Source organism: Paraburkholderia tuberum STM678 (assembly GCF_902833905.1).
In the GTDB taxonomy this organism is placed as follows: domain Bacteria; phylum Pseudomonadota; class Gammaproteobacteria; order Burkholderiales; family Burkholderiaceae; genus Paraburkholderia; species Paraburkholderia tuberum.
On record NZ_CADFGP010000016.1, the window covers coordinates 1 to 23,671 of the forward strand.

The following is a 23,671-nucleotide window of genomic DNA, read 5'->3' on the forward strand; positions in this document are numbered from 1 at the left end:
GCATCTTCGTTCATCAAGGTCAGATACGGAGCGGCGAAGCTCCATTCCTCGTCCGAAACATCTGTCGGGTATGGCTTGCGTTCTATCATCCCGCCAGGTTACCAGGTCTGACAGAAAGTGCCTAACACGCTCTAAAAGATTTTTTAATGACAAACCGAAATCCACGCCCTATGGGCGTGGTCATCGCCTAACTGGCTCTGCCTGTTAGAGCACCTGCCCATGCAGGTACCTTTCTGTGTGTTGTCCCCACAACGCATAAAAAGGAAAACAAGCATGAGCAGGTTCAACAGAGCATCGCATGTCATATGGCATTGTCAATACCACATTGTGTGGGTGCCGAAGTATCGGTTCCGTGTGCTGCAAGGTCCGGTCGGCAAAGAGGTCTACAAATGTGTGATGGTGTTTAGTCAGCAGCTGGGCTGCGAGGTTGTAGAACTCAATGTTCAGCCGGACCATGTGCACCTTTTGGTGAGCATTCCGCCGAAGCTGTCGGTATCCGGATTGATGGGCGTCCTGAAAGGACGTACCGCCATACGAATTTTTACGGCCTTTCCATTTTTGAAGAAGAAACCTTATTGGGGCAATCATTTCTGGGCAAAGGGTTACTGCGTAGATTCGGTCGGTTTGAACAGCGAGATGATTCAAAAGTACGTTCGGTTCCAGGAGAAAGAAGAGATGCATCAAGAGCAGCTTCAGTTGGAACCGGGTAGAGGACCTTCTCAGAAGGGCCGCTAGGTGTGCCCCCCTATGGGGGGCTTATTGCGAAACCACGTTCTACGAACGTGGTGATTCACTATTTCCAGACTGGGTGGACACAGGGAATATCAAAGATTGGCAACGAATACGGGGCGGGCCTGTCCTGGCAAGCTTGGAATGGATGTTGTGAAATTGCTGCGTTCGAGATTATCGCTATCTGTGCCGGGAAGTGATCTGCCATGAAAAAGAAAGTTTTTGTGGGTGTTTTTGTTATGATTTTTGCATTGGGGATGCTCATCTTCAATGTATTTGTAGGGTATTACAATTCATATGTCGATCATAATGAGAATGAGATCTATTTTTTAAAGAAATTTCCAACTTTAAGACGGGAATTTGTCAACCCATTTGCAAATGAAGGCGATGCCCCTTCCGTGGATGAACTATCAACCAATACTCGCAGAGAGCTTTCCGATTTTTGCAAATATGCATACGGTCTGACTTTCAATGACTCAAAGTCCCTTGAGGCTTGTAGGGCGCAGATTCTTCGAGAAAATCAGTAACCGAATTCAAAGCTTTCCTATAGGTGATCGAGCACAAGCTTTTTTTCGGTTGCACTCGACTCATCTGAGGGCGAAATAGCGCAGGAGATTACATGGGAATTTTTTATGCGGCTGTGGACGGAGATCCGCTGACGAGTCACGAGGACAGTCACGTTATTGCGCGCGAAGGCTATCGCGCCGCCACGATAAAAGGGGATGACGGCAAAACCCGAAGTGTGGTCTACATTGGCGATAGCGCTTGGTGTGGTGCATGCCAAAGCACAGGGGTCATCGTCGGCGGCGCGGGGATCAGTGAGAATCGCCGCATGATTGATCTGGCCGGGGGGGCTCGCCGCCAGGCTGTCGGTGGAGATGCGATTCACTGCAACTGCTCGACCCCGCCGTGCATCATTGCGATTCACGGAACGCGATGGTCGATCACTGACGACACACAGCTTAAAGCAACGAGCACTCAGAAGCACGCCACCCCGCCAGCACCGCTTGTCGAGCCAACGCATACGCGCTGGTTCGCCATCGTCGACAGCGTAACCGATGAGCCTTTATCTGGCCGTGAATTCATCGCGGACGTTGATGGTGTCAGACAGGCCGGCAGGACCGATAGCAACGGTTACGCACGGATTACGACCAATGACGAGAAGCCCGTCGATATTCATGTGGTTTTCCATTCTCCCGCACGCAAACTCAATGCATCGGGAACCTGACAATTAACTGGTGCTTTTGAACAACTATCACACCGAGTTCGATCCGACCTACGACTACAAGGCGCAGGCGCAGCAAATGCGCGCAACTGAGGGCAAGTAGCGTTGAGCGTGCCAGCAGCGTGCCGCTAACGGCACGCATAGGCACGGCACGGCGCGAGTCGCCGGATGCATCCGCGCACGCCTCACGGATTTGGGACAGCTATTAGCGGGTTTACGCGAGCCGCGCTCCAGGTCGATAATGCCTCGGTCGTTCCGGCCCCCTGCCTGCGACGCCTAACGTGCCTTCGAGCGCTTCGCTGCGTATCGAGGCCCGCTCCACCTGACCCACCGTCCCCGTGTTGAAAACTGCGCGTTTTTTCGACCTGCTTCGCATTCCTGGCTTCAAGCCGCTCGCCGCCGCCACCCTGATGCTCGGTGTGGCGATGTCCTTCACCGCACCGTATCTGTCTCTGTTCGGCATCGAACGCGCCGGCATGACGCCGTTCCGGCTCGGCGTATTCATGACGCTGATCGCCGCGAGCGGCGTGCTCGCAAGCACGGTAGCGGGGCGCTGGAGCGACCGGAGCGGGCGGCATCGACCGTTATTGCTGGCGGCGCTCATCGCAGCCGCGCTCGGCTACCTGTGTCTGTGCGTGGTGCGCGATTACCGGCTGCTGCTCGTGGTCGGCATCGTGTTCATCGGTGCGGGCGGTTCGGCGATTTCGATGGTGTTCTCGTTCAGCCGCGCGGCGCTGCCGGTGCCCGACCCTGCCGAGCGCGTGTTCGCGAGCGCGACGCTGCGTACGATCCTCTCGGCCGCATGGGTGTTCGGGCCGGCGGTCGGCGCGCTGGTGCTCGCCGCGACGAGCTTCACCGGACTCTTCCTGTTCGCGGCCGCCAGCTTCGCGACCTGTGGCTTCATCGTCTGGCGCATGCAGGAGCCGCAGAGCCATCTCGGCGATCACACGGTCGAGGACACCGCGTCGGAGCCGTCCGCGTCGATCACGGTGCCGCCGCTGAGGCAGCCCGGCGAGGACGCGCACGAAACACTGCCGGTCGCGTCGGCGAACGACATCCTGCGCTCGGTGACCGCGCTGACCTTGCTCGGCCTCGCCGCGAACGCGACGATGATCGTACTGCCGCTGTACATCGTGCACGGGCTCAACGGCACGCATCTCGACGTGTCGGTGATGCTCGGTCTCGGCGCGCTGACCGAGATCCCGATGATGCTCGCGCTCGGCGCGAAGTCGTCGTCGCTGCACAAGCCGAACTGGCTTGCCGCGTGCGCGGCCGTGCATGCGGTGTACTTCGTCGCGATGTCGCTGGCCGGCAACGTCAGCGTGCTGATCCCGATGCAGATGCTGAACGCGTTCGTGGTCGCCGTGACCTCGTGCCTCGGCATGACCTACGTGCAGGATCTGATGCCGCATTCGCCCGGGCGTGCGACCGCGCTGTTCTTCAATGCGGCGCGGGTCGGCTCGATCCTGTCGGGCGTGCTGTCGGGGCTGCTCGTGCAGGCGTTCAGCTATCGCGGCACGTTCCTGTTCTGCGGACTGCTGGCGCTGGGCGCGCTGGTGCTGTTCGCGGTGCCCGGCTATCGCTATCCGCTGATGTGGCGCGCGGTCAAGCGCGTCGCGGCCGAGCAATACGCGAAGCTGGCCGCCCGCCGCGGCAGCCGCGTGCCCGAGCGTAGCGAATGACACGTGAGCCCGCCGCGTTCGCTTTCGTGCGGATGCGGCGCGCCTCCAGTTGCGTGGAACTTTGAGCCGCGCTGCGCCTCTGCAAAAAAGTGCGGCTTGCTTCGGTACATGCGGCGTAGCTCGCGACACAGCGCCTATGCTTAAGGGCAGCCACGCCGCCGCAACACGATGACCGGAAAATCGGGCAGCGCAACGCAGCATCTTTAGGAGCGAACCATGCAGCTAGGCATGATTGGATTGGGACGAATGGGCGCCGACATGGTGCGGCGCCTGACCAGCGGAGCTCAGCAGTGCATCGTCTACGACGTGCAGCCGGCGGCGGTCGACAGGCTGAAGCAGGAAGGCGTGGCCGGCGCGAGCTCGCTCGAAGACCTCGTCGCGAAGCTCGACAAGCCGCGCGCCGTGTGGCTGATGGTGCCCGCCGCCGTGGTCGACGCGACGCTCGACAAGCTCGTGCCGCTGCTCGAGCCGGGCGATGTCGTGATCGACGGCGGCAACTCCTACTACCACGACGACATCCGCCGCGGCCAGCAACTCGGCGCGCGCCAGCTTCACTACGTGGACGTCGGCACGAGCGGCGGCGTCGCGGGGCGCGAGCGCGGCTACTGCCTGATGATCGGCGGCGAGGCTGAGGTCGTCAAACGGCTCGAACCGATCTTCTCGACGTTGGCGCCCGGCGCGGGCACGCAGAGCGCGACGCCGGGCCGCGCGGCGGCCGCGAGCACCGCTGAGCAGGGCTTTCTGCATTGCGGCCCGCAAGGCGCGGGGCATTTCGTCAAGATGGTTCATAACGGCATCGAGTATGGGCTGATGGCCGCCTACGCCGAGGGTCTGAACGTGCTGCGCCACGCCGACGCCGGCCGGCACGCGCGCGAGGCCGATGCGGAGACCTCGCCGCTGCGCCGTCCCGAGCTGTATCAGTACGATCTGAATCTCGCGGATATCGCCGAGGTCTGGCGGCGCGGCAGCGTGATCGGCTCGTGGCTGCTCGACCTGATCGCCGGCTCGCTCGCCAGCGACACCGAACTGAAAGGCTACGCGGGCCGCGTATCGGATTCGGGCGAGGGGCGCTGGACCGTCACGGCGGCCATCGACGAAGGTGTGCCGACGCCGGTGCTCAGCGCGGCGCTGTTCGCGCGCTTCAGTTCACGCGGAGAAGCCGATTTCGCGAATCGCGTGCTGTCGGCGATGCGGCACGATTTCGGCGGCCACGCGGAAAAACCCGTTGCGCCGGACGGCGGGCTGAAGTAGCCGAGGCCATCCACGCGTGCGCTATCACGCCGACCCGCCGAACCGGCCCGCCGAACTTGCCACAAGGAACCCCGATGCCAGTCACCTCCGCCACGCCGCACGACGTCGTGTTTCTGTTCGATTGCGACAACACGCTGCTCGACAACGATCACGTGCTGCAGGATCTACGCGCGCACATGATGGGCCAGTTCGGCGAAGAGAACAGTGCGCGCTATTGGGAAATCTTCGAGAACCTGCGCACCGAACTCGGTTACGCCGACTACCTCGGCGCGCTGCAGCGCTACCGGACCGAACATCCACGCGACACGCGCCTGCTGTTGATGTCGTCGTTCCTGATCGAGTATCCGTTTGCGAACCGGCTCTATCCGGGTGCGCTCGACGCGCTGCGGCATCTCGGCAAGCACGGGCCGACGGTGATCCTGTCGGATGGCGACGTCGTGTTCCAGCCGCGCAAGATTTCGCGCTCGGGCCTGTGGGACGAAGTCGACGGGCGCGTGCTGATCTACATCCACAAGGAGTTGATGCTCGACCAGGTGATGGAATGCTATCCGGCGCGCCATTACGTGATGGTCGACGACAAGCTGCGAATTCTGAGCGCGATGAAGAAGGCATGGGGCGCGGAGCTGACCACCGTGTTTCCGCGCCAGGGACACTATGCGTTCGATGCGAAGCAGATCGCGAGCAATCCGCCCGCGGACGTGACGGTCGGGCGGATCGGCGAGTTGGCGGAGCTCGACGTGGACACACTGTTGCGTAGCGCGAAGGACAACTAGGCGGCGCCGCGCGCGTGGTGCGGGCGCCGTTTCATGGGTGACATCGCGGGCTCACGCGCCCAGCGCTTTCAGGCGCGCCTGGGTATCGGCCGCGCCCATCCGTGCGGCGGCATCGGCCGCGCTGACGCCGTTCGCGTCGCGCGCATGCGGGTCCGCGCCGTGCGCGAGCAGCAGATCGACGATCGCGGTGCGGTTGAACATCGCCGCGATCATCAGCGCGGTGCGGCCGTCGGGCGATGCGCCTTCGACGTCGGCGCCATGCGCGAGCAAGGTTTCGATCACCTTGTCGAAGCCCTTGAACGCGGCGCCCGCGATCGGCGTCTGGCCCGCGTCGTTGCGCAGGTTCGCATCGGCGCCCCGGTCGAGCAGCGTGCGCACCGCGTCGGCGTGGCCGTGGTAGCTCGCGAGCATCAGCAGGCTGTCGCCGCGCTCGTTGCGCAAATTCGGCGGCACGCCTTTCTCGATGACGGCCGCGAGCATCGTCGCATCGCCGCGCCGCGCGAGGTCGAAGACTTCGCGCGCGAGCGCCTGCAATTCGGGATCGGGTTGCGATGCGGGCGGGTTGTCGGTGTGGTCGGTCAAGGCACTCTCCTTGCGATGAATGAGCGGCGCATTGCCAATGCCGCGCCCGGTCTTTCAGCGAGCATACACATTCCGTGGCGCTCGCGTTCGCACGCTGGCAGCCGCGCCGCTGTGCTAGACGTGGCTGAACAGCTTGACCAGCAGCCCGAATATGCCGATCGGTATGGCGACAGCCAGGAATGTGAACACGAGCGTAAGGACCAGGACCACGAGCACTTTGAGCGCACTGGGAGATGTCGACATGGCGGCGATTGACCTGAGACAGGAAATCACGAAAAGAAAGCAGACAGCGCAAGGAGTTGCAGCACGAATGCCACATTCAGCGCGACATACTGGGAGGGGTAGAAAGCATTCGCCCCCGTTTGAGCAGCTTAGTACATTCGACTCGCACCGCCCGGCTTCGTTTCGAGTGCGCCGCATCATCCGCCAACCAGCCTGACAGTTCCTTTCGAGGAGTGACGCCATGGCCGAAGCAACCTCGCATCCCACCCCACCGCAAGTTCTGGACCCCGATACGCTGCGCAACCTCGATCGCTACTGGCGCGCATGCAATTACCTGTCGGTCGGCATGATCTATCTGCGCGACAACCCGTTGCTGCGCAAACCGCTGAAGCCCGAGCACATCAAGAACCGGCTGCTCGGCCACTGGGGCTCCGACGCCGGTCAGAGCTTCGTGCTCGTGCATCTGAACCGGCTGATCCGCAAACACGATCTCGACGTGATCTTTCTGTCCGGCCCCGGTCACGGCGCCCCCGCGAGCCTCGCGAACTGCTACCTGGAAGGCCACTACTCGGAAATTTATCCGGACCGCAGCGAGGACGAAGCCGGTATGCGGCGCTTTTTCCGGCAATTCTCGTTCCCGGGCGGCATCGGTTCGCATTGCACGCCCGAAACGCCGGGCTCGATTCACGAAGGGGGCGAACTCGGCTACAGCCTGTCGCACGGCTACGGCGCCGCGTTCGACAACCCCGAGCTGATCGTCACCGTGATGATCGGCGACGGCGAAGCGGAAACCGGCCCGCTTGCCACGTCGTGGCATTCGAACAAATTCCTGAACCCGATCCGCGACGGCGCGGTGCTGCCGGTGCTGCATCTGAACGGCTACAAGATCGCCAATCCGACGCTGCTCGCGCGCATTCCGCGTGAGGAACTCGAAGCATTGATGGTCGGCTACGGGCACAAGCCGTATTTCGTCGAAGGCGACGATCCCGACACGATGCATCAGCAGATGGCCGCGACGCTCGAACAATGCATCGGCGAAATTCGCGCGATCCAGCAGCATGCGCGGCAGAACAACGACACGACGCGGCCGCGCTGGCCGATGATCGTGCTGCGCTCGCCGAAGGGCTGGACCGGGCCGAAGGAAGTCGACGGTCACAAGGTGGAAGGCTCGTGGCGCTCGCATCAGGTGCCGGTGGCCGATGCGGTGAGCAATCGCAAGAGTCTGCAGATCGTCGAGGATTGGCTGCGCAGCTACGGTCCCGAAACGCTGTTCGATGCGAACGGCCGGCTCGTCGAAGAACTGCGCGCGCTCGCGCCCGAGGGCGCGCGCCGCATCAGCGCGAATCCGCACGCGAACGGCGGACTGTTGTGCAAGATGCTCGACATGCCGCCGTTCCGCGACTACGCGGTGGCCGTGAAGAAACCGGCGGCGGCGTATACGTCGCCGACCGCGGTGCTCGGCACGTTCCTGCGCGACGTGATGCGCAACAACATGTCGAACTTCCGGCTGTTCGGTCCCGACGAAACTTCGAGCAACAAGCTGCACGCGGTCTATGAAGCGTCGGGCAAGACCTGGCTCGCCGCGCTCGAACCGGGCGACGCCGACGGCGGCGAACTGTCGCCCGATGGCCGCGTGATGGAAATGCTCAGCGAGCACACGCTCGAAGGCTGGTTGGAAGGCTATGCGCTGACAGGCCGTCACGGACTCTTCGCGACCTACGAAGCGTTCGTGCACGTGATCGACTCGATGTTCAACCAGCACGCGAAGTGGCTCGAAAAAGCCAAGCGCGAGCTCGGCTGGCGGCAGCCGGTGCCGTCGCTCAATCTGCTGATCACGTCGATCGTGTGGCGCCAGGATCACAACGGTTTCACGCACCAGGACCCCGGTTTTCTCGACGTGGTCACCAACAAGAGCCCGGACGTCGTGCGCATCTATCTGCCGCCCGACGCGAACTGTCTGCTGAGCGTTGCCGATCACTGCCTGCGCTCGCGCGACTACGTGAACGTGATCGTGTCCGACAAGCAGCCGCACCTGGACTATCTCGACATGGACGCGGCCGTCACGCATTGCACCAAGGGCATCGGCATCTGGGACTGGGCGTCGACCGATCAGGGCGTCGAGCCGGACGTCGTGATCGCGTGCGCGGGCGACATCGCGACGATGGAAGCGCTCGCCGCCGTGCAGATCCTGAAGGAGCGCTGCCCGACGCTGAAGATCCGCTTCGTCAACGTGGTCGATCTGTTCCGCCTGATGCCCGAGCATGCGCATCCGCATGGACTGTCCGACCGCGATTTCGATTCGCTGTTTACGACCAGCAAGCCGGTGATCTTCAACTTCCACTCGTATGCGGCGCTCGTGCACAAGCTCACGTACAACCGTCAGAATCACGGAAACATGCACGTGCATGGCTATAACGAGAAGGGCAACATCAATACCCCGCTCGAACTCGCGATCATCAACGGCGTCGACCGCTTCACGCTGGCGATCGATGCGATCGATCGCGTGCCGTCGCTGCGCGGCGTCGGCGATCATACGAAGGAGTGGCTGCGCGGGCAGATCATCGAGCATCTCGCGTATGCACACGAGGAAGGGATCGACAAGGAGGAAATCCGCAACTGGACGTGGAAAGGCTGAGCGAGGAGGCGCCCATGCACGACCACGATCAGGAACGGACGATCCTCGTGCTGAACAGCGGGTCGTCATCGCTGAAGTGCGGGCTGTTCGCCCACTCGGCCAACGACGAAACACTGTTGCTCGAAGGCGCGGCTGCAAGCGGGCGGGAGCTGACCCGCCTGACTGAGGTCAGCCCTGGCGGACGACGGTCCGGTCCGCGACTGAAGTGACGCCGAACAGACGCGTGACGTCTTCGAGCATCGCGGCGCGCTGTGCTTCGCGCTGAAGCTCGCCCGACAGCGTGATACGCCCCCGCGCGACCTTCACGCGCACGGCACCCGGCGGCACGGCCGAATCCCACGCGAGACGGCGCGCTGCTTCGGCGGCGATCTGCGCGTCGGTCAGGCGGGCAGATTCGCTCGATCTCGAGCTTGTGGACCGCATGGCGTCTCCGCGAAACAGAATGTCGATCAACTCACACTAGCAGATGTGGCTGGTTTTGCCGGCGTGCGCGCTTGGCCGGCAGCGCAGATTCGCTCGCCGCGCCGGGCTCGCCGCGTTTATCATAGTGCCCACCTGACAGAACGCGCCGTCCAGCCGCGAACGGCGCGCGCATCTTCCACGAGACCTCGCAATCCCATGAATTCTCCTCCCGACGCTCCTTCCCGACCCTCGCTGCGCGCGCTGACTGCGCTCGAAGGACGTGTTCTCGGCGTGCTCGTCGAAAAACAGCACACGGTACCCGACAGTTATCCGTTGTCGCTGAACGCGCTGACGCTCGGCTGCAATCAGAAGACCGGCCGCGCGCCGGTGATGAGCGCGACCGAGGCCGAGGTGCTGACCGCCGTCGACGGCCTGAAACGCCTGAGCCTCGTGTTCGAGGGCAGCAGCAGCCGCGTGCCGCGCTTCGAGCACAACATGAACCGCGTGCTCGGGCTGCCGGGACAGTCGATCGCGCTGCTGACCACGCTGCTGCTGCGCGGCGCGCAAACGGCCGCCGAATTGCGCCTGAACAGCGCGCGGCTGCATGGCTTCGCCGATATTTCGTCGGTCGAGGCGTTCCTCGACGAGCTGGCCGCGAACGATCCGCCTCGCGTCGTCCGGCTGCCGCGCATGGCGGGCGAGCGTGAGAATCGCTGGATGCATCTGTTGTGCGGCGAGTTCAGCATCACCGAAGCCGCGCAGTCCGCGCTCGCCGAGGACGACAGCGTGCCGCTGTCGGCATTCGAGGCGCTGAAGGCCGAGCAGAAGCGTCTCGCCGATGAAGTCAGCCGTCTGCAGGCCGTCGTGCGGCGCATGGCGACCGAGCTGGGCATCAGCGCGGACGATCTGTGATCTGAAACGGAAACGAAAGCGAAGGCGAAGGCGCGCCCGGCCGCCTGTATCACGCATCACGCCGACGCGGCCTATCCGCCAGCAACGTACGCTGCGTGCGATAGAAGATCCGCGGCGGCACGTTCGGCGAGTCTTCGGCGAGACGGTCGAGTTCGGTACGGATCCCGGTGAGGTAGTGCGCTTCGCGCGCATCGGCGTCGCCGGCAAACACCGCTTCGAGCCGCCGACGCACCGCGCCATAGCGCGCACCGGCCGCGCGATGCTTCTCGGCACGCTCCGCATAGCGCAGGAACGTCTGCAACGCGGCCGACAGCGCCGCCGCCGCGCTGACGAGCCCAACGACTATCCGCATCTCGATCGACACCGGCGGCGCGCTCAACGACGCGAACACCGCCGTGCCGACGAACGCGGTCAGCGCGGTCACGAGCCAGCCCATGCGGCGCTCGCGCGCCGACAGCAGATCCGCCATGTCGTAATGGCTCATCTGCGATTCGCGCGCGCGGCGAATCCATTTCAACAGCAGCTCGGTTTCGTCGACGGGCGGCTCGTAGGCGGGCAGGGTCGTCATCGTTCAGCGTTCGGCACGCGCATCAATCGTAGGAAAACGAGCTGCCGAACTTCTCGATCCGCTCCAGCGCCATGCCCGAGCCGCGTACGACGCAGGTCAGCGGCGCCTCTGCAACGAACACCGGCAGGCCGGTTTCCTCGGCGAGCAGACGGTCGAGATCGCGCAGCAGCGCGCCGCCACCCGCGAGCGTGATGCCGCGCTCGGCGATGTCCGCGCCGAGTTCCGGCGGCGTCTGTTCCAGTGCGATCTTCACCGACGACACGATCTGATTCAGCGGATCGGTCAGCGCTTCGAGGATTTCGTTGCTCGACACCGTGAAGCTGCGCGGAATGCCCTCGGACATGTTGCGGCCCTTGACTTCCATCTCCATGACCTCGGAGCCCGGAAACGCGGAGCCGATTTCCTTCTTGATCGCCTCGGCGGTCTGCTCGCCGATCAGCATGCCGTAGTTGCGGCGGATGTAGTTGACGATGGCGTCGTCGAACTTGTCGCCGCCGACGCGCACCGAGCCTTTGTACACAATGCCGCCGAGCGAGATCACGCCGACCTCGGTGGTGCCGCCGCCGATATCGACGACCATCGAACCGGTGGCATCCGACACCGGCAGGCCGGCGCCCGTGGCCGCGGCCATCGGTTCCTCGATCAGATAGACCTGCGAGGCGCCCGCGCTATGCGCGGCCTCCTTGATCGCGCGGCGCTCGACCTGGGTCGAACCGCACGGCACGCAGATGATGATGCGCGGCGATGGCGCAAACAGCCGCGACTCGTGCGCCATCTGGATGAAGCGCTTGATCATCTGCTGGGTGATGTTGAAATCGGCGATCACGCCGTCTTTCATTGGGCGGATCGCCTCGATGTTGCCCGGTACCTTGCCGAGCATCTGCTTCGCTTCGCGGCCCACGGCGAGGATGATCTTCTTGCCGTTCGGCCCGCCTTCCTGGCGGATCGACACGACCGACGGCTCGTCGAGAACGATGCCCTTGCCGCGCATGTAGATCAGCGTGTTCGACGTACCGAGGTCGATTGCCAGGTCGTTGGAAAAGTAGCCGCGCAGAAAACCGAACATGCGTATTCCTGTCTTTGCGAAGGCGGGCGCGTGAGCGCCGCCGGGAGCTTGTCGGGGTCTGCCGCTTGCACGCGGCGGGCGGCCGGAGCGGCCGCGCGACAGCAAGAATAGCAGTTTATCGGCGGGCGCGGCCGCACTATCGTCCGCTATCTGCCGCTCGCCGGCCCCAGCCGCGCCGCGATCGTGCGGCATGCCGCAAGCAGCGGCTCGATGTAAGTGGCTTGCACATCGTCGCGGCGGCGGAAGGTCGGCATGCTGATGCTCACGCAGCCGGCCGCGCGGCCGTCCGGGCCGCGAATCGCGGCGCCGTAGCAGCAGATCGATACTTCGTTCTCCTCGCGGTCTTCCGCGTAGCCGCGCTGCGCGGTCGCGTCGAGCTCGCGGCGCACGGCGTCGAGGTCGGTCAGCGTGTGCTCGGTGAAACGCTCGAGCGGCGCGTTCTTCAGCAGCGCCTCGCGCTCGGCCACGCTGAGTGTCGCCAGATACGCCTTGCCGACCGAACTCGACGTCAGCGACACGCGCGTGCCGATGCGCGATGCCATGCGCACCGCGTGCGGGCTTTCGAGCTTTTCGATGTAGACCATCTCGCCCTGGCTGGGCACCGCGAGGTGGATCGTCTCCGATGTGAAGTCGCGCAACGCCATCAACGCATCGACGGCCGCGAGCCGCAGATCCGAGCGCTCCCAGCTATGGCTCGCCAGGTTGATCAGGCGCGGTCCGAGGTCGAAGGTGTTGGCGCTGCCGCTCGCGACGATCAGCCCTTCAGCCTGCAAAGCCGCGACGATGCGATGGACGGTCGGGCGTGGATAGCCGCTCGCCGCGCTCAGCTTCGCGACGTTGGGCGGCGTTGGCGCATCGGCGATCAGTTGCAGCACCGCGATGAACTTCGAGAACGCGGCGGCGCCGGCGACGGCCCTGGAGTCGGCTTTGTCGTCGGCGTGCCCGACAGCATCATGGTCGGCGGCGCCGGCGTGGGAACGGGGTTTGGAAGCGGAACTCGACATCACACAGAGGTAGGGCAGAGCAGGGGTACGCAATTATGCCTTTATCGATGGCGTCAAACGACGGCGGCGCCGCTTCACGCGCCGACTCGATCACGCGACGAGATATCCGCCGTCGACCGGCACGATTGCGCCCGTCATGAACGACGCCGCCGGCGAGCACAGGAACACCGCGACCTGCGCGACTTCCTCCGGCGTGCCCCAGCGACGCAGCGGCGTACGTTCCAGAATCGCCAGCGAGCGGCCATCGTCGTCCTGCAACGCCTGGGTGAGCGGCGTTGCGATCCAGCCCGGCGCAACCGCATTGACGCGAATGCCGTCGGCGGCATAGGCGATCGCGAGTGACTTCGTTAGCTGCGCCACCGCGCCCTTGCTCGCGCTATAAGCCGGCACGAGACCGCCGCCGAAAAAACTCAGCATCGACGCCGTATTGACGATGCAGCCCGCCGACGCCTTCAACGAGTCGCGCGCGGCGGCGCACACGCGCATCGTGCCGTTCAGATTGATATCCATCACGCGTTCGAACACGTCGAGCCGATGTTCTTCGACGCGGCTGATCACGCCGGCGCAGTTGACCACGATGTCGAGGCGCTCGAACGCGTTCACCGCGGCCGTGACGGCGTTACCCGAGCGGACATCCAGCGTGACGCGCGCAATCTCGCGATTGAGCGTATCGGGCGTGCCTTCGGGCAGCGGCAAACCAGCCGCCACCGTGTGCGCGCCAAGCTGCGCGAGCGTGTTGGCGATCGCCGCGCCGATACCGGACAAGCCGCCGGTCACGAGCGCGGTCTTGCCTTCGAGGAGCTGGTTCTGGAATGTCATGGGAGAAGCCGCCTCAGGTGGGTTGGGTCTCGATCGAGCTCGCGAGCGGCGCGGGCGCCACTTCCTGGACGACGAACAGATAGACGAGCGCCGCCGCGAACGCGACGGCCGCGCTGATCAGTAGCGCGTTGACGAACGAATGCGTCCGATCGACGACGATGCCGGTGATCACCGGCGCGAACGAGCCGCCCAGATAGCCACCGAAGTTCTGCATGCTGCCGAGCGACGCCACCAGATGTCGCGGCGCGGCGACGCTGACGAGCGCCCATGCGCTGCCGCTCGACAGGTTCACGAACAGCATCGCGAGCGACACGTAGACGATCGCGAGCGTCGTGCTCGGTGTGTAGGCGGCCGGCACCGTGAATGCGGCCGCGCCGACGAGACCGACGCACAGCGGCCACTTGCGGCTGCGGATCGGCGCCATGCCGCGCTTCAACAGATAGTCGGCGATCACGCCGCTGCTCGCCATGCCGATCGTGCCGAACACATACGGAATCGCGACGAGCCAGCCGGTGTGCGCGATGCTCAAATGACGCTCACGCTCCAGATAGCCGGGCAGCCACGTCAGATAGAGCCACACCATGTAGATCACGCCCATGAAGCCGAAGATCATGCCCCACGTGTTGCGCAGCTTGAACAGCGCGCCCCATTCGGACCAGCTGAGGCCCTGCGGATTCTCCTGGCCGGTCGCGCCTTCGTTCAGATGCGCGGTTTCTTCTTCGGTCAGCGCGATTTCGCTGCGATTACGATAGACGAGGTACCACGCGAGCGCGACGACAACGCCGACCACGCCCATGATGACGAACATCGTTCGCCATCCGAAGGAAAGCATCAGCACCGTGAGCAGCGGCGGCGCGATCATCGGCGCAATGGTGGATGACGAGATGAAGGTGCCGATCGGCGTGCCGCGCTCGCGGACCGCGAACCATTCGCTGACGACTTTGGCGCCGGCCGGAAACAGCGGCGCCTCGGCGATGCCGAGCACGACGCGCGCCGTGAGAAAGTGATTGAGCGTCTGGATGAAGCCGCCCGCGACCTGGGCGATCGACCACACGAGCATGCCGAGGCCGAGCATCACGCGCGATCCGAAACGGTCCAGCAGCGCGCCGACCGGCAACTGCGCGAACGCATACGACAACGAGAACGCGGACAGCAGCAGCCCCATCTGCGAAGCGGACAGATGCAATTCCTCGCTGACCAGATGATTCGCGATCGACAGCGTGCTGCGGTCGAGATAATTGACGATGCCCGCCACCGTCAGAAAGACGACGGCGACCACCTGGATACGTTTCAGACGCTGCGACTTCTGAAGCATGTTTGTCTCCTGCGCAATGGGTCCTGCTGTGTGGGAATGGTGTTGCCGTGCCTGTCGGTATTGCGGTGTCCTGGCCGTTGGTTCTGTTGGGGCTTGCGCGGCCTTTTACCGGACGAACTGCTCGACGTAGTCTTCGCCGAGGCCCACCGCCGCGTAGTGCTTGCGGCACATGTCGATCTTCGTGAATACGTCTTCGTAACCGGTGTAGTTCCCGTACGGATCGCAATAGAACATCACGCCGTTGACCTGGAAGTACGTGATCATTTCCTCGACGTCCTCGGGCACATATAACGTATGCGTTTCGCCCGGCGGCTCGTACACGTAGCTGCCTTCGGTCGCGACCCAGTCATGCTCGAGATAACGCCAGCGGCCCTTGAGCACCATGCCGTGCACGGCCTGCGGATGACGATGCCGGCTCAACACACCCGAGCGGCGTACGCGCAGCAGATTCATCCAGTATCCCTGCGACGCATTCAGGCACAGTGGGCGGAACGACACGTTTTCTGCCTGCGGGACCCACACGCGTTCGTCGGTCGGAATCGCGAAGGGCACGACGATTTCCTTTTGCGCTTCCTTCGGGAACGGTAGCTGGTACGGCGTCAGGTCGGATTGATTGGCCTCTGGCATGGGAAATTCCTCGCGAAGTGTGCAGAAAAAAGCAATGTCCACATTGTGGATAAAAAGTCCATAATATGGTTATTATCGGAACCGCTTTGGGTGGGGTCAATCCTGGGGAAATTACTGGTCAGGCACGATAAAGCGACGCCGCCGCACGACACGCAAAAAGCGCCTAAAACAAGGCCTGCGCGCGCATTCTGATCGAACACCATCTTTAAGTCTGCTTTAAGTGGAGGCCACTACATTACGCATCCTCCACGTAACCCTCCGCAAGACTCCCTGACTATGACCACCAAAAACTATTGGCGCGGTAGCGCTGCGATCTGCGTCGTCCTCGCAATCGGCGGCGCGTACGCTCTCAGCCATCGCAATGCCGATGCGTCGGTGAACGACGCGCAGGGCCCGACGTCGTCGCTGCACGCGGCGGCGGATGTCGTCGGCTCGCGCTCGTCGGCACCGGACTTCTCCAGCATCGTGACGCGCTATGGCCCGGCGGTCGTGCATATCGGCGTGAAACAAGCCGCGTCGGTCGACGAGAACGGTCAACGCAAGAGCGGCGGCGAAGCGCTCGGCTCGGGTTTCATCATCAGCCAGGACGGGTACATCCTGACCAACAATCACGTCGTCGACGGCGCGACCAGCGTGACCGTGAAGCTCACCGACGGTCGCGAATTCCACGCGCGCGTGATCGGCAAGGACAAGGCCACCGACGTCGCCGTCGTCAAGATCGACGCGACCAATCTGCCGACCGTGAAGATCGGCAACCCGGACAGCAGCAAGGTCGGCGAATGGGTCGTGGCGATCGGCTCGCCCTACGGCTTTGACAGCACGGTGACCTCGGGCATCATCAGCGCGAAATCGCGCTCGTTCTCCGACGATAGCCCGATCCCGTTCATCCAGACCGACGTGCCGGTCAACCCGGGCAACTCGGGCGGTCCGCTGTTCAACCTGAACGGCGAAGTGATCGGCATCAACTCGATGATCTACTCGCGCACCGGCGGCTTCCAGGGACTGTCGTTCGCCATCCCGATCGACGCGGCGATGCACGTGAAGGACCAGCTCGTGAGTACCGGTCACGTCAGCCGCGGCCGCATCGGCGTGGGCGTGCAGCCGCTCAGCGCCGACAAGGCCAAGGCGCTCGGCCTCGACTCGACGGGCGGCGCACTGGTCGGCTCGGTCGATCCGAATGGTCCCGCGCACGCAGCCGGTCTGCGCCAGGGCGACGTGATCGTCGGCGTGAACGGCAAGCATATTGGTAACACGACCGAATTGATCGGTCAGGTCGCGCAACTGTCGCCGGGCAGCAAAGCGACGATCAGCGTGTGGCGCAACGGCGGCGAAAGCAAGCTGGCGGTGACGGTGGGCGCGCAGCAAGCGTCGGACATGGCGTCGGCCGCGCCACGCGAAGAGCAGCAGGAACAACCGCAGCAGCAAAACCGTCCGCGTCTCGGCGTCGCCGTGCGTGCGCTGACTCAGGACGAACAGCAGCAAGCGCAGCTGCCGGGCGGCGTGGTGGTGCAGCAGTCCACCGGTCCGGCCGCTGAAGCCGGCATTCAGGCGGGCGACATCATCGTTGCCGTCGACGGCAAGGTGATTCACGGCGTCGAGCAACTGCGCCGCATGATCGCTCAGGCGGACGACAGCGTGTCTGTCACCGTGGTGCGCGATGGTGAACAAGCATCGGTCGACGTAACGCTTGGCTGATGAGTAGAACCCGCCGGTGCAATGCCGGCGGCGGGCACGACGCGCTGCTGTGGCGCGCGTGCCTCAGTTGGACGGGTGGACCCCCTCAGCGTGAGACGTGCTTTGCGTGACGTTCCGCGGCTCGTCGGGCCCGCCCCCCAATGCGACGTAAAGCGACACCCCGTTCTGCAAGGCCGTCGCCCGAAGCTGGATCAGCTGCTGCTCGGCGGCAAACTGATTGCGTCGCGCATCCACCACCTCGAGATAGATCGAGATCCCGTTTTCGTAGCGCAGCTCCGCCGTTTCGGCGAGTTGCCGCTGCGCCTGCACCGCCTGTTCCTGCGCCGCGATCTGTTCCTTGTAGCGTTGTCGCGCGACCAATGCGTCGGACACTTCACGAAACGCGTTCTGCACCGTGCGCTGATAATCGGCGACCAGTTCGTCGCGTCGCGCGCGCGCCTGCGATAGTTGCGCCTGGCGCTGTCCCGCATCGAAGATCGGCATGCCGACCAGCGCGCCGAACGACCATGCCTGCTTGGCCGGCACGAACAGATCGCCGAGTTCGGGCGACACATATCCGAAGCTACCCGTCAGCGCGATGCGTGGAAAAAAGTCCGCGCGAGCGGCGCCGATGTCGGCATTGGCTGCGCGCAGTTGCTGCTCGGCCTGCTGGATGTCCGGCCGGTCGATCAGCAGTGCGGAGGGCAGGCCCGCATCGAGCTCGCGGAACTGCGCGGCGTCGGCGATCGGCGGCGCCGGCGGTAGCGATCCGCTGAGCGGCCCGCCGATCAGCACCTCGAGCAGATGGCGCTGCTGCGCAGTGGTCCGTTGCAGCTCGGCCAGCTGCGTCTGTGCCTGCGTGACCAGAATGGCCGCCTGGTCGTAATCGACCATCGACGTGACGCCCGCGTCGAGCCGCATCTTCGCGACTTCCAGCGCGTAGCGCCGACTGTCGAGCGTGTGTTGTGCAAGCTCGATGCCTTCCTCGCCCGAGCGGATCGCGTAGTAGTTCGACGCGACATTGCCGATCAGCGACAAACGGAACGCGTGCTGCGCGTCGACAGTGGCCAGATATCGACGCCGCGCGGCTTCGCTGGTGTTGCGCACGCGCCCCCAGAAGTCGAGTTCGAACGACGTCACCGCGGCCTGCACGTTGTACTGGTTGAACTGGACCGAGATGTCCGTGTTGTCGAACTCGGGATCGAACGAACCGAGTGGCGCCCTGGTGCGGGTCGCACCCGCGTTCGCATTGACCTGCGGCAAACGCGCGGCGTTCTGGATGCGATAAAACGCGCGCGCCTGCTCGATGCGCGCGATCGACGCGGCGAGATCGCGGTTGTGCTCGAGCGCCGCCTCGATCAGCAGCTTCAGTTGCGGATCGGCGAAGAAGGTCTGCCAGTCGACTTCGCTTGCCAGATGCGCGGCGGCCGGATTGGCGGTCTCCGTCGTGTCGAAACGATCTGCGATCGGCAATTGGGGCTGCTGATAGTTCGGCGCAAAGTTGCAGGCGGCGAGCGAGCAGCAGAAGAGGGGCAGCACCAGGCGCACATGAAGGCATTTACGCATCGCGCTGCCCTCCACCCGAATCGCGCGGCATGGCTGTCGGCAGATCGTCATCGTCGAGATCGGTGCTGCGTTTCTTGCGGCTCAGCCAGCGTCGCGCGGCGACATAGAACAGCGGCGTAAAGAAGACGCCGAACATCGTCGCGGTCAGCATGCTGCCCATCACGCCGGTGCCGACCGCGCGGCGGCTCGCCGCGCCCGCGCCGGTCGCGAGCACGAGCGGCAGCATGCCCAACACGAACGTGACGCTCGTCATCAGAATCGGGCGCAGACGCTGCTGTGCGCCGCTTTTGGCGGCGGCTAGCGCGTCCCTTCCTTCGGATTCCTCCTTGATCGCAAATTCGACGATCAGAATGGCGTTCTTCGCGGCAAGGCCGATGATCGTCACGAGGCCGATGTTGAAATACACGTCCGCGGACAGTCCCCGCAGCATCGTCAACAGTACCGCGCCGATCACGCCGAACGGGATGATCAGCAACACCGCGACCGGAATCGCCCAGCTCTCGTACAGCGCCGCGAGCAACAGGAACACGACCACGAGCGACAGCCCGAGCAGCATGCCGATCTGGCCGCTCGCCTGTTTTTCCTCGAGCGCGGTGCCGGTCCATTCGTAAGTCAGGTTGCCGGTCAACACGTGCGACGCGATGCGCTCCATCTCGGCGATCGCCGCGCCGCTCGAGCGGCCGGGCGCGGCCTGACCCGACAGCGTCGCGGACGGAAAGCCGTTATAGCGTTCGAGCTGCTGCGGTCCGGAAATCCAGCGCACGCGCGTGAACGCCGAGAACGGCACCATCTCGCCGCGGTTATTGCGCAAGCGCAGCGAAGTCACGTCCTCGGCACGCATGCGTTGCTCGGCGTCCGCCTGCAACAGCACGCGCAGCACGTTGCCCTCGAACACGAAGTCGTTCACGTAGTTCGAGCCGAACGTCAGCGCAAGCGCCTGGTTGACCTGACCGATTTGCAGGCCTAATGCGCGCGCCTTCACGCGGTCGATGTCGACATACAGTTGCGGCGCTTCCGGCATGCCCTCGGCGCGCACGCCCGTGAGAAGGGGGCTTTGCGACGCCTCGATCATCATCCGCCGCGCGGCCTGTTGCAGCGCTTCGCCGCCGATGCCGCTGCGATCCTGGATCTTCATCGTGAAGCCGGTCGCGTTGCCGAGCGACGGAATCGGCGGCGGGTCGAGCGCAAAAATGATCGCCTCGGGAATCTGCCGAAACGCCGCATTCGCGCGACGCACCAGCGCGCTCGCCGAATTGGCCTCGCCCGAGCGCTCGTCCCACGGCTTCAGATCGACGAACGACAGAGCCGCCGATTGCCCCTGGCCAAAGAAGCTGAAGCCCGTCACGGACGCGACGTTGCGCACTTGCGGCTGGGTTCGCAGAAACGCCTCGACCTGGTCGATCGCGCGCTGCGTGCGCTGGTCAGTCGAACCCGGCGGGCCGGTATACGTGATGAAGATATGCCCCTGGTCCTCGGTCGGCAGAAAGCCTGTCGGCAGCCGCGTGAAGAAAAACACGGTGATCGCGCAGGCCGCGACGAACACCAGCAGCCAGCGCAGCGGCGAGCGCAGCATCGCATCGACGCCCACGATATAGCGTGTGGTGCCCGCGTCGAGCCCACGATTGAAGCCGTCGAACACGCGATGCAGCAGACGCGAAGCCGCGTTCTTCGGCCGCTCTTTGGCGGCCGCCTCGCTGCGCAACAGCGCCGCGCACAACGCCGCGCCGAGTGTCAGCGCCAACATCGTCGACAGCAGGATCGACACCGCGAGCGTGACCGAAAACTGCCGGTAGATGCCGCCCGTCGAGCCCGGAAAAAACGCCATCGGAATGAACACCGCGACGAGCACCAGCGTACTCGCGATCGCCGCGCCCGATATCTGCCCGATCGCCTTCACCGTTGCGCGCGGCGCGCCGAGCCCTTCCTCGCGCATGATGCGCGCGACGTTTTCGACGACGACGATCGCGTCGTCGTTGAGGATACCGATCGCGACCACCATGCCGAACAGCGACAGAATGTTGATCGACAGCCCGAACAGATAGAGCCCCGCGCACGTGCCGATCAACGCGATCGGCACCACGATCGTCGGGATCACGGTCGCGCGCCAGTCCTGCAGGAACAGGAACACCACGACCGTCACGAGCAACAGCGCCTCGACCATCGTGCGGATCACGCCATGCACCGAGGTCGTGATGAACGGCGTGGTGTCGAACGGCACGGTCCACGCGACGCCGCGCGGGAAGATCGGCTGCAATTCGGCCATGCGCTGGCGCACCGCGTTGGCGACTGCGAGCGCGTTCGCGCCGCTCGCGAGCTGGATCGCGATCCCGGCCGACGCCTTGCCGTTGACGGTCAGGCGGTTGCCGTAGCTGTCGTTGCCGAGCTCGACGCGCGCGACGTCGCCCACCCGCACGGTCGAGCCATCCGGATTCGCGTGCACGATGATTTCGCGGAACTGCTCGGGCGTCGTGAAGCGGCTTTGCGTGACGATCTGCGCGGTGAACTCGGAGCCCGGCGCGATCGGCTGATCGCCGAGGCTGCCGCCCGCGGTCTGGCTGTTCTGCTCCTGGATCGCCTGCAGCACCTCGCTGGCCGACAGCCCAAAGCCCGCGAGCTTGCGCGGATCGAGCCAGATCCGCATCGCGTACGACGAGCCGAACAGCTGCACGTCGCCGACGCCGTCGATACGGCGCAGCTCGTTGACGATGTTGTTCGACGCGAAGTTGCCCATCGCGACGGCGTCGGTGGTGCCGTCGGTCGCCTGCAGTGCAAGCAGCATCAGAAAGCCCGACGACGCCTTCGTCACGCTCAAGCCGATCTGACGGACTTCGAGCGGCAGGCGCGGTTCGACGCGGCTCAGACGGTCCTGCACCTGAGTGCGCGCGATGTCGAGATCGGTGCCGGGCTTTAGCACCACGGTGATCTGCATCGTGCCGTTCGAGCGGCTCACCGACGACATGTACAGGAAATTCTCGATGCCGTTCAGCTCGTCTTCGACGATCGACGTGACGGTACGCTCGAGCGTGCTCGCGTCCGCGCCGCTGTAGACCGCGCTGATGGTGAGCGACGGCGGAGCGACGTCGGGGTACTGCTCGACCGGCAGCAGCGCGAGCGCGATCGAGCCGAACAGCACGATGAAAAGGGCGATGACCCACGCGAAGACCGGCCGGGCGACGAAGAATCGATTCATCGGCGAGCCCGTCAGTGCGCGGTCGAAGCGGGAGCAGGGGACGCGGCCGAATGCGCCGCTGGCGACGCATCGGGGGCGGGCCGCGCTTCGACCCGTTGACCGGGCTGCACCTTCTGCCAGCCATCGACGATCAGGCGCTCGCCGGGCTTCAGACCGTCGCGCACGGTCCAGCGTCCTTCGCCCTGCTCGCCGAGATCGATATTGCGGCGGACCACGGTGCCGTCGTCGGCGACCAACGCGACGCTTGCAATGCCGTGGTCGATCTGCACCGCGCGCTCGGGAATACGGATGCCCCGCACATTGCCCGCCGCGATGATGCGCCCGCGCACGAACTGCCCCGGCAACAGCGTGCGGTCCGGATTCGCGAACTGCGCGCGCACCGTCTGCGTACCGGTCGACGGATCGACGACGAGATCGGCGAAGTCCAGAAAACCGCGCTCGTTGTAGAGCTGGCCGTTGGCAAGGATCAGTTGCACCTCGACGTGCTTCATGCTGGTCGGCTTGCGCGCGCCCGACTGGATCTCCTGCTCGACGTCGAGCATTGCGGTATTCGACTGCGTGAACACCGCGTTGATCGGCGTCAGTTGATTGACCTGCGTGAGCAGCGTGGCCGCACCCGCGCTGACGAGCGCGCCTTCGGTGACGAGCGCGCGGCCCGCGCGTCCGGCGATCGGCGTGCGTACGATGCAGCGATCGAGCCGCAGTTGCGCAAGCGAAACCGCAGCTTGCGCATCGGAGACATTGGCCTGCGCCTGCTGCATGGTCGCGAGCGCGGCGTCGTATTCCTGCGCGCTGACCGCATGACGGCCGACGAGCGGCTTGAACCGGTCCACCACCGACGCCGCGTTGTCGCGCACGGCGGTCGCGCGCGTGAGCGCGGCCTGCGCCTGCTGCAACTGCGCGCGATAGTCGCTCGCGTCGATCTGGAAGAGTGGGGCGTTGGCCGGCAGGTCCGTGCCTTCCCGATAGAGCGTGCGCTGGACGATGCCGTCGACGCGCGCGCGAATCTCGGCGGTGCGCACAGCCTCGATGCGGCCAGGCAACTCGACGATATCGGCGACAGGGGTGGTGGAAACCGTTTCGACCAGCACGGGAACCGGTGGCATCGACGCGGCGGTGGGAGTCTGCGACCGCTCGTTGCAGGCGGCAAGCAGGAGCGGCAAACCGGTGATCAGAAGCGATACGGCACGACTACGCAGGCGGAGTGCGGAGCAAAGCAAGAGAAACTCCTTTGATCAAGGCAGTCTTTTTTGCGCGTGAGATCGGTGACGGTTTTAACGGTTTGCGGTCGAATTAACTATTCAGAACGTGTGTGGGTGCGTTAATGCGGGGAAAAGATTTCTATTGATCCTACCGTGTCTGGGTGGCTTGTCAATTTATTCTTGGTGGTCGCGAGTGGAATGGACTCGCGACCACCAGGCGGCGGACG

At 64.3% G+C, this 23,671-nt stretch carries 23 protein-coding genes; 10 read left to right on the forward strand and 13 right to left on the reverse strand.

What is annotated here, in order from left to right; genetic code table 11:
- A partial coding sequence (locus HWY30_RS15855; protein WP_425199384.1) for a transposase occupies positions 1-86 on the reverse strand: 86 nt, incomplete at its 3' end.
- A gap of 187 nt (positions 87-273) precedes the next feature.
- Between HWY30_RS15855 and tnpA the strand changes: the two genes are divergently transcribed.
- From tnpA to HWY30_RS15885, 6 genes are all read left to right on the forward strand, one after another.
- Positions 274-735, forward strand: coding sequence for an IS200/IS605 family transposase (tnpA, locus tag HWY30_RS15860; protein WP_090810534.1), 462 nt, complete (start codon positions 274-276; stop codon positions 733-735).
- Positions 736-935: 200 nt separating this feature from the next.
- Positions 936-1,256 (forward strand): hypothetical protein, encoded by a 321-nt coding sequence (locus tag HWY30_RS15865; protein ID WP_143037284.1) that lies wholly within the window; start codon positions 936-938, stop codon positions 1,254-1,256.
- Between the two features lie 92 nt (positions 1,257-1,348).
- The gene (locus HWY30_RS15870; protein ID WP_090809958.1) at positions 1,349-1,957 is read left to right on the forward strand and encodes a PAAR domain-containing protein; all 609 of its coding nucleotides are present in this window, start codon (positions 1,349-1,351) and stop codon (positions 1,955-1,957) included.
- Positions 1,958-2,292: 335 nt separating this feature from the next.
- The gene (locus HWY30_RS15875) at positions 2,293-3,636 is read left to right on the forward strand and encodes a sugar efflux transporter (protein ID WP_090809960.1); all 1,344 of its coding nucleotides are present in this window, start codon (positions 2,293-2,295) and stop codon (positions 3,634-3,636) included.
- Positions 3,637-3,852: 216 nt separating this feature from the next.
- Positions 3,853-4,887: a phosphogluconate dehydrogenase (NAD(+)-dependent, decarboxylating) gene (gnd, locus tag HWY30_RS15880; protein ID WP_090809962.1), complete on the forward strand. Its 1,035-nt coding sequence runs from the start codon at positions 3,853-3,855 to the stop codon at positions 4,885-4,887.
- Between the two features lie 74 nt (positions 4,888-4,961).
- A complete protein-coding gene (locus tag HWY30_RS15885) occupies positions 4,962-5,660 on the forward strand; it encodes an HAD family hydrolase (protein WP_090809964.1) in 699 nt (232 codons plus the stop codon).
- A gap of 51 nt (positions 5,661-5,711) precedes the next feature.
- Here HWY30_RS15885 and HWY30_RS15890 read toward each other — a convergent pair whose 3' ends face one another.
- Positions 5,712-6,242 carry an ankyrin repeat domain-containing protein gene (locus HWY30_RS15890; protein ID WP_090809966.1) on the reverse strand — a complete coding sequence of 177 codons (531 nt, stop codon included), beginning with the start codon at positions 6,240-6,242 and terminating at the stop codon, positions 5,712-5,714.
- Positions 6,243-6,356: 114 nt separating this feature from the next.
- Positions 6,357-6,485 carry a hypothetical protein gene (locus HWY30_RS42485; protein WP_262419862.1) on the reverse strand — a complete coding sequence of 43 codons (129 nt, stop codon included), beginning with the start codon at positions 6,483-6,485 and terminating at the stop codon, positions 6,357-6,359.
- A gap of 220 nt (positions 6,486-6,705) precedes the next feature.
- Between HWY30_RS42485 and HWY30_RS15895 the strand changes: the two genes are divergently transcribed.
- Together HWY30_RS15895 and HWY30_RS42995 are read left to right on the forward strand one after the other, a co-directional pair.
- Positions 6,706-9,099, forward strand: a complete 2,394-nt coding sequence (locus tag HWY30_RS15895) for a phosphoketolase family protein (protein WP_090809969.1) — start codon at positions 6,706-6,708, stop codon at positions 9,097-9,099.
- Between the two features lie 14 nt (positions 9,100-9,113).
- The gene (locus HWY30_RS42995) at positions 9,114-9,308 is read left to right on the forward strand and encodes a hypothetical protein (RefSeq protein ID WP_425199383.1); all 195 of its coding nucleotides are present in this window, start codon (positions 9,114-9,116) and stop codon (positions 9,306-9,308) included.
- Here HWY30_RS42995 and HWY30_RS15905 read toward each other — a convergent pair.
- Positions 9,268-9,522, reverse strand: a complete 255-nt coding sequence (locus HWY30_RS15905; protein WP_090810537.1) for a BON domain-containing protein — start codon at positions 9,520-9,522, stop codon at positions 9,268-9,270. The genes HWY30_RS42995 and HWY30_RS15905 overlap by 41 nt on opposite strands.
- Before the next feature lie 195 nt (positions 9,523-9,717).
- Between HWY30_RS15905 and HWY30_RS15910 the strand changes: the two genes are divergently transcribed.
- Positions 9,718-10,413 carry a YceH family protein gene (locus tag HWY30_RS15910; protein WP_090809973.1) on the forward strand — a complete coding sequence of 232 codons (696 nt, stop codon included), beginning with the start codon at positions 9,718-9,720 and terminating at the stop codon, positions 10,411-10,413.
- 49 nt (positions 10,414-10,462) lie between these two features.
- Here the strand turns inward: HWY30_RS15910 and HWY30_RS15915 are convergent, their stop codons facing one another.
- From HWY30_RS15915 to HWY30_RS15940, 6 genes are all read right to left on the reverse strand, one after another.
- Positions 10,463-10,981, reverse strand: a complete 519-nt coding sequence (locus HWY30_RS15915) for an SLATT domain-containing protein (protein ID WP_090809975.1) — start codon at positions 10,979-10,981, stop codon at positions 10,463-10,465.
- A gap of 22 nt (positions 10,982-11,003) precedes the next feature.
- Positions 11,004-12,047 (reverse strand): rod shape-determining protein, encoded by a 1,044-nt coding sequence (locus HWY30_RS15920; RefSeq protein ID WP_013091688.1) that lies wholly within the window; start codon positions 12,045-12,047, stop codon positions 11,004-11,006.
- Between the two features lie 146 nt (positions 12,048-12,193).
- Positions 12,194-13,051 (reverse strand): IclR family transcriptional regulator, encoded by an 858-nt coding sequence (locus tag HWY30_RS15925; protein ID WP_090809977.1) that lies wholly within the window; start codon positions 13,049-13,051, stop codon positions 12,194-12,196.
- A 90-nt stretch (positions 13,052-13,141) separates the two neighbouring features.
- Positions 13,142-13,870, reverse strand: coding sequence for an SDR family NAD(P)-dependent oxidoreductase (locus HWY30_RS15930; protein WP_018425118.1), 729 nt, complete (start codon positions 13,868-13,870; stop codon positions 13,142-13,144).
- 13 nt (positions 13,871-13,883) lie between these two features.
- The gene (locus HWY30_RS15935; protein ID WP_090809979.1) at positions 13,884-15,185 is read right to left on the reverse strand and encodes an MFS transporter; all 1,302 of its coding nucleotides are present in this window, start codon (positions 15,183-15,185) and stop codon (positions 13,884-13,886) included.
- A gap of 105 nt (positions 15,186-15,290) precedes the next feature.
- Positions 15,291-15,812, reverse strand: coding sequence for a 2,4'-dihydroxyacetophenone dioxygenase family protein (locus HWY30_RS15940; RefSeq protein WP_090809981.1), 522 nt, complete (start codon positions 15,810-15,812; stop codon positions 15,291-15,293).
- 276 nt (positions 15,813-16,088) lie between these two features.
- On the opposite strand from HWY30_RS15940, the gene HWY30_RS15945 reads away from it, so the two are divergent.
- Positions 16,089-17,507, forward strand: a complete 1,419-nt coding sequence (locus tag HWY30_RS15945; RefSeq protein WP_090809983.1) for a trypsin-like peptidase domain-containing protein — start codon at positions 16,089-16,091, stop codon at positions 17,505-17,507.
- Between the two features lie 63 nt (positions 17,508-17,570).
- Here HWY30_RS15945 and HWY30_RS15950 read toward each other — a convergent pair whose 3' ends face one another.
- Genes HWY30_RS15950 through HWY30_RS15960 form a run of 3 tightly spaced genes read right to left on the reverse strand, consistent with a single transcriptional unit; the run spans position 17,571 to position 23,462 of the window.
- Positions 17,571-19,052 (reverse strand): efflux transporter outer membrane subunit, encoded by a 1,482-nt coding sequence (locus HWY30_RS15950; protein WP_167368766.1) that lies wholly within the window; start codon positions 19,050-19,052, stop codon positions 17,571-17,573.
- Complete coding sequence (locus HWY30_RS15955) at positions 19,045-22,242, reverse strand: multidrug efflux RND transporter permease subunit (protein ID WP_090809987.1); 3,198 nt, start codon at positions 22,240-22,242, stop codon at positions 19,045-19,047. The genes HWY30_RS15950 and HWY30_RS15955 overlap by 8 nt, the downstream gene beginning before the upstream one ends.
- Positions 22,243-22,253: 11 nt before the next feature.
- A complete protein-coding gene (locus HWY30_RS15960) occupies positions 22,254-23,462 on the reverse strand; it encodes an efflux RND transporter periplasmic adaptor subunit (RefSeq protein ID WP_090809988.1) in 1,209 nt (402 codons plus the stop codon).
- Between the last annotated feature and the right edge of the window lie 209 nt (positions 23,463-23,671).

Excerpts from the sequence above, each read along its gene's own strand:
- HWY30_RS15920 (WP_013091688.1), bottom strand. The coding sequence starts at position 12,047 with ATGTTCGGTTTTCTGCGCGGCTACTTTTCCAACGACCTGGCAATCGAC.
- HWY30_RS15945 (WP_090809983.1), top strand. The coding sequence starts at position 16,089 with ATGACCACCAAAAACTATTGGCGCGGTAGCGCTGCGATCTGCGTCGTC.
- HWY30_RS42995 (WP_425199383.1), top strand. The coding sequence starts at position 9,114 with ATGCACGACCACGATCAGGAACGGACGATCCTCGTGCTGAACAGCGGG.
- HWY30_RS15925 (WP_090809977.1), bottom strand. The coding sequence starts at position 13,051 with ATGTCGAGTTCCGCTTCCAAACCCCGTTCCCACGCCGGCGCCGCCGAC.
- HWY30_RS42485 (WP_262419862.1), bottom strand. The coding sequence starts at position 6,485 with ATGTCGACATCTCCCAGTGCGCTCAAAGTGCTCGTGGTCCTGGTCCTT.
- tnpA (WP_090810534.1), top strand. The coding sequence starts at position 274 with ATGAGCAGGTTCAACAGAGCATCGCATGTCATATGGCATTGTCAATAC.
- HWY30_RS15950 (WP_167368766.1), bottom strand. The coding sequence starts at position 19,052 with ATGCGTAAATGCCTTCATGTGCGCCTGGTGCTGCCCCTCTTCTGCTGC.
- HWY30_RS15865 (WP_143037284.1), top strand. The coding sequence starts at position 936 with ATGAAAAAGAAAGTTTTTGTGGGTGTTTTTGTTATGATTTTTGCATTG.
- HWY30_RS15895 (WP_090809969.1), top strand. The coding sequence starts at position 6,706 with ATGGCCGAAGCAACCTCGCATCCCACCCCACCGCAAGTTCTGGACCCC.
- HWY30_RS15930 (WP_018425118.1), bottom strand. The coding sequence starts at position 13,870 with ATGACATTCCAGAACCAGCTCCTCGAAGGCAAGACCGCGCTCGTGACC.
- HWY30_RS15905 (WP_090810537.1), bottom strand. The coding sequence starts at position 9,522 with ATGCGGTCCACAAGCTCGAGATCGAGCGAATCTGCCCGCCTGACCGAC.
- HWY30_RS15955 (WP_090809987.1), bottom strand. The coding sequence starts at position 22,242 with ATGAATCGATTCTTCGTCGCCCGGCCGGTCTTCGCGTGGGTCATCGCC.
- HWY30_RS15915 (WP_090809975.1), bottom strand. The coding sequence starts at position 10,981 with ATGACGACCCTGCCCGCCTACGAGCCGCCCGTCGACGAAACCGAGCTG.
- gnd (WP_090809962.1), top strand. The coding sequence starts at position 3,853 with ATGCAGCTAGGCATGATTGGATTGGGACGAATGGGCGCCGACATGGTG.
- HWY30_RS15910 (WP_090809973.1), top strand. The coding sequence starts at position 9,718 with ATGAATTCTCCTCCCGACGCTCCTTCCCGACCCTCGCTGCGCGCGCTG.
- HWY30_RS15885 (WP_090809964.1), top strand. The coding sequence starts at position 4,962 with ATGCCAGTCACCTCCGCCACGCCGCACGACGTCGTGTTTCTGTTCGAT.
- HWY30_RS15870 (WP_090809958.1), top strand. The coding sequence starts at position 1,349 with ATGGGAATTTTTTATGCGGCTGTGGACGGAGATCCGCTGACGAGTCAC.
- HWY30_RS15940 (WP_090809981.1), bottom strand. The coding sequence starts at position 15,812 with ATGCCAGAGGCCAATCAATCCGACCTGACGCCGTACCAGCTACCGTTC.
- HWY30_RS15935 (WP_090809979.1), bottom strand. The coding sequence starts at position 15,185 with ATGCTTCAGAAGTCGCAGCGTCTGAAACGTATCCAGGTGGTCGCCGTC.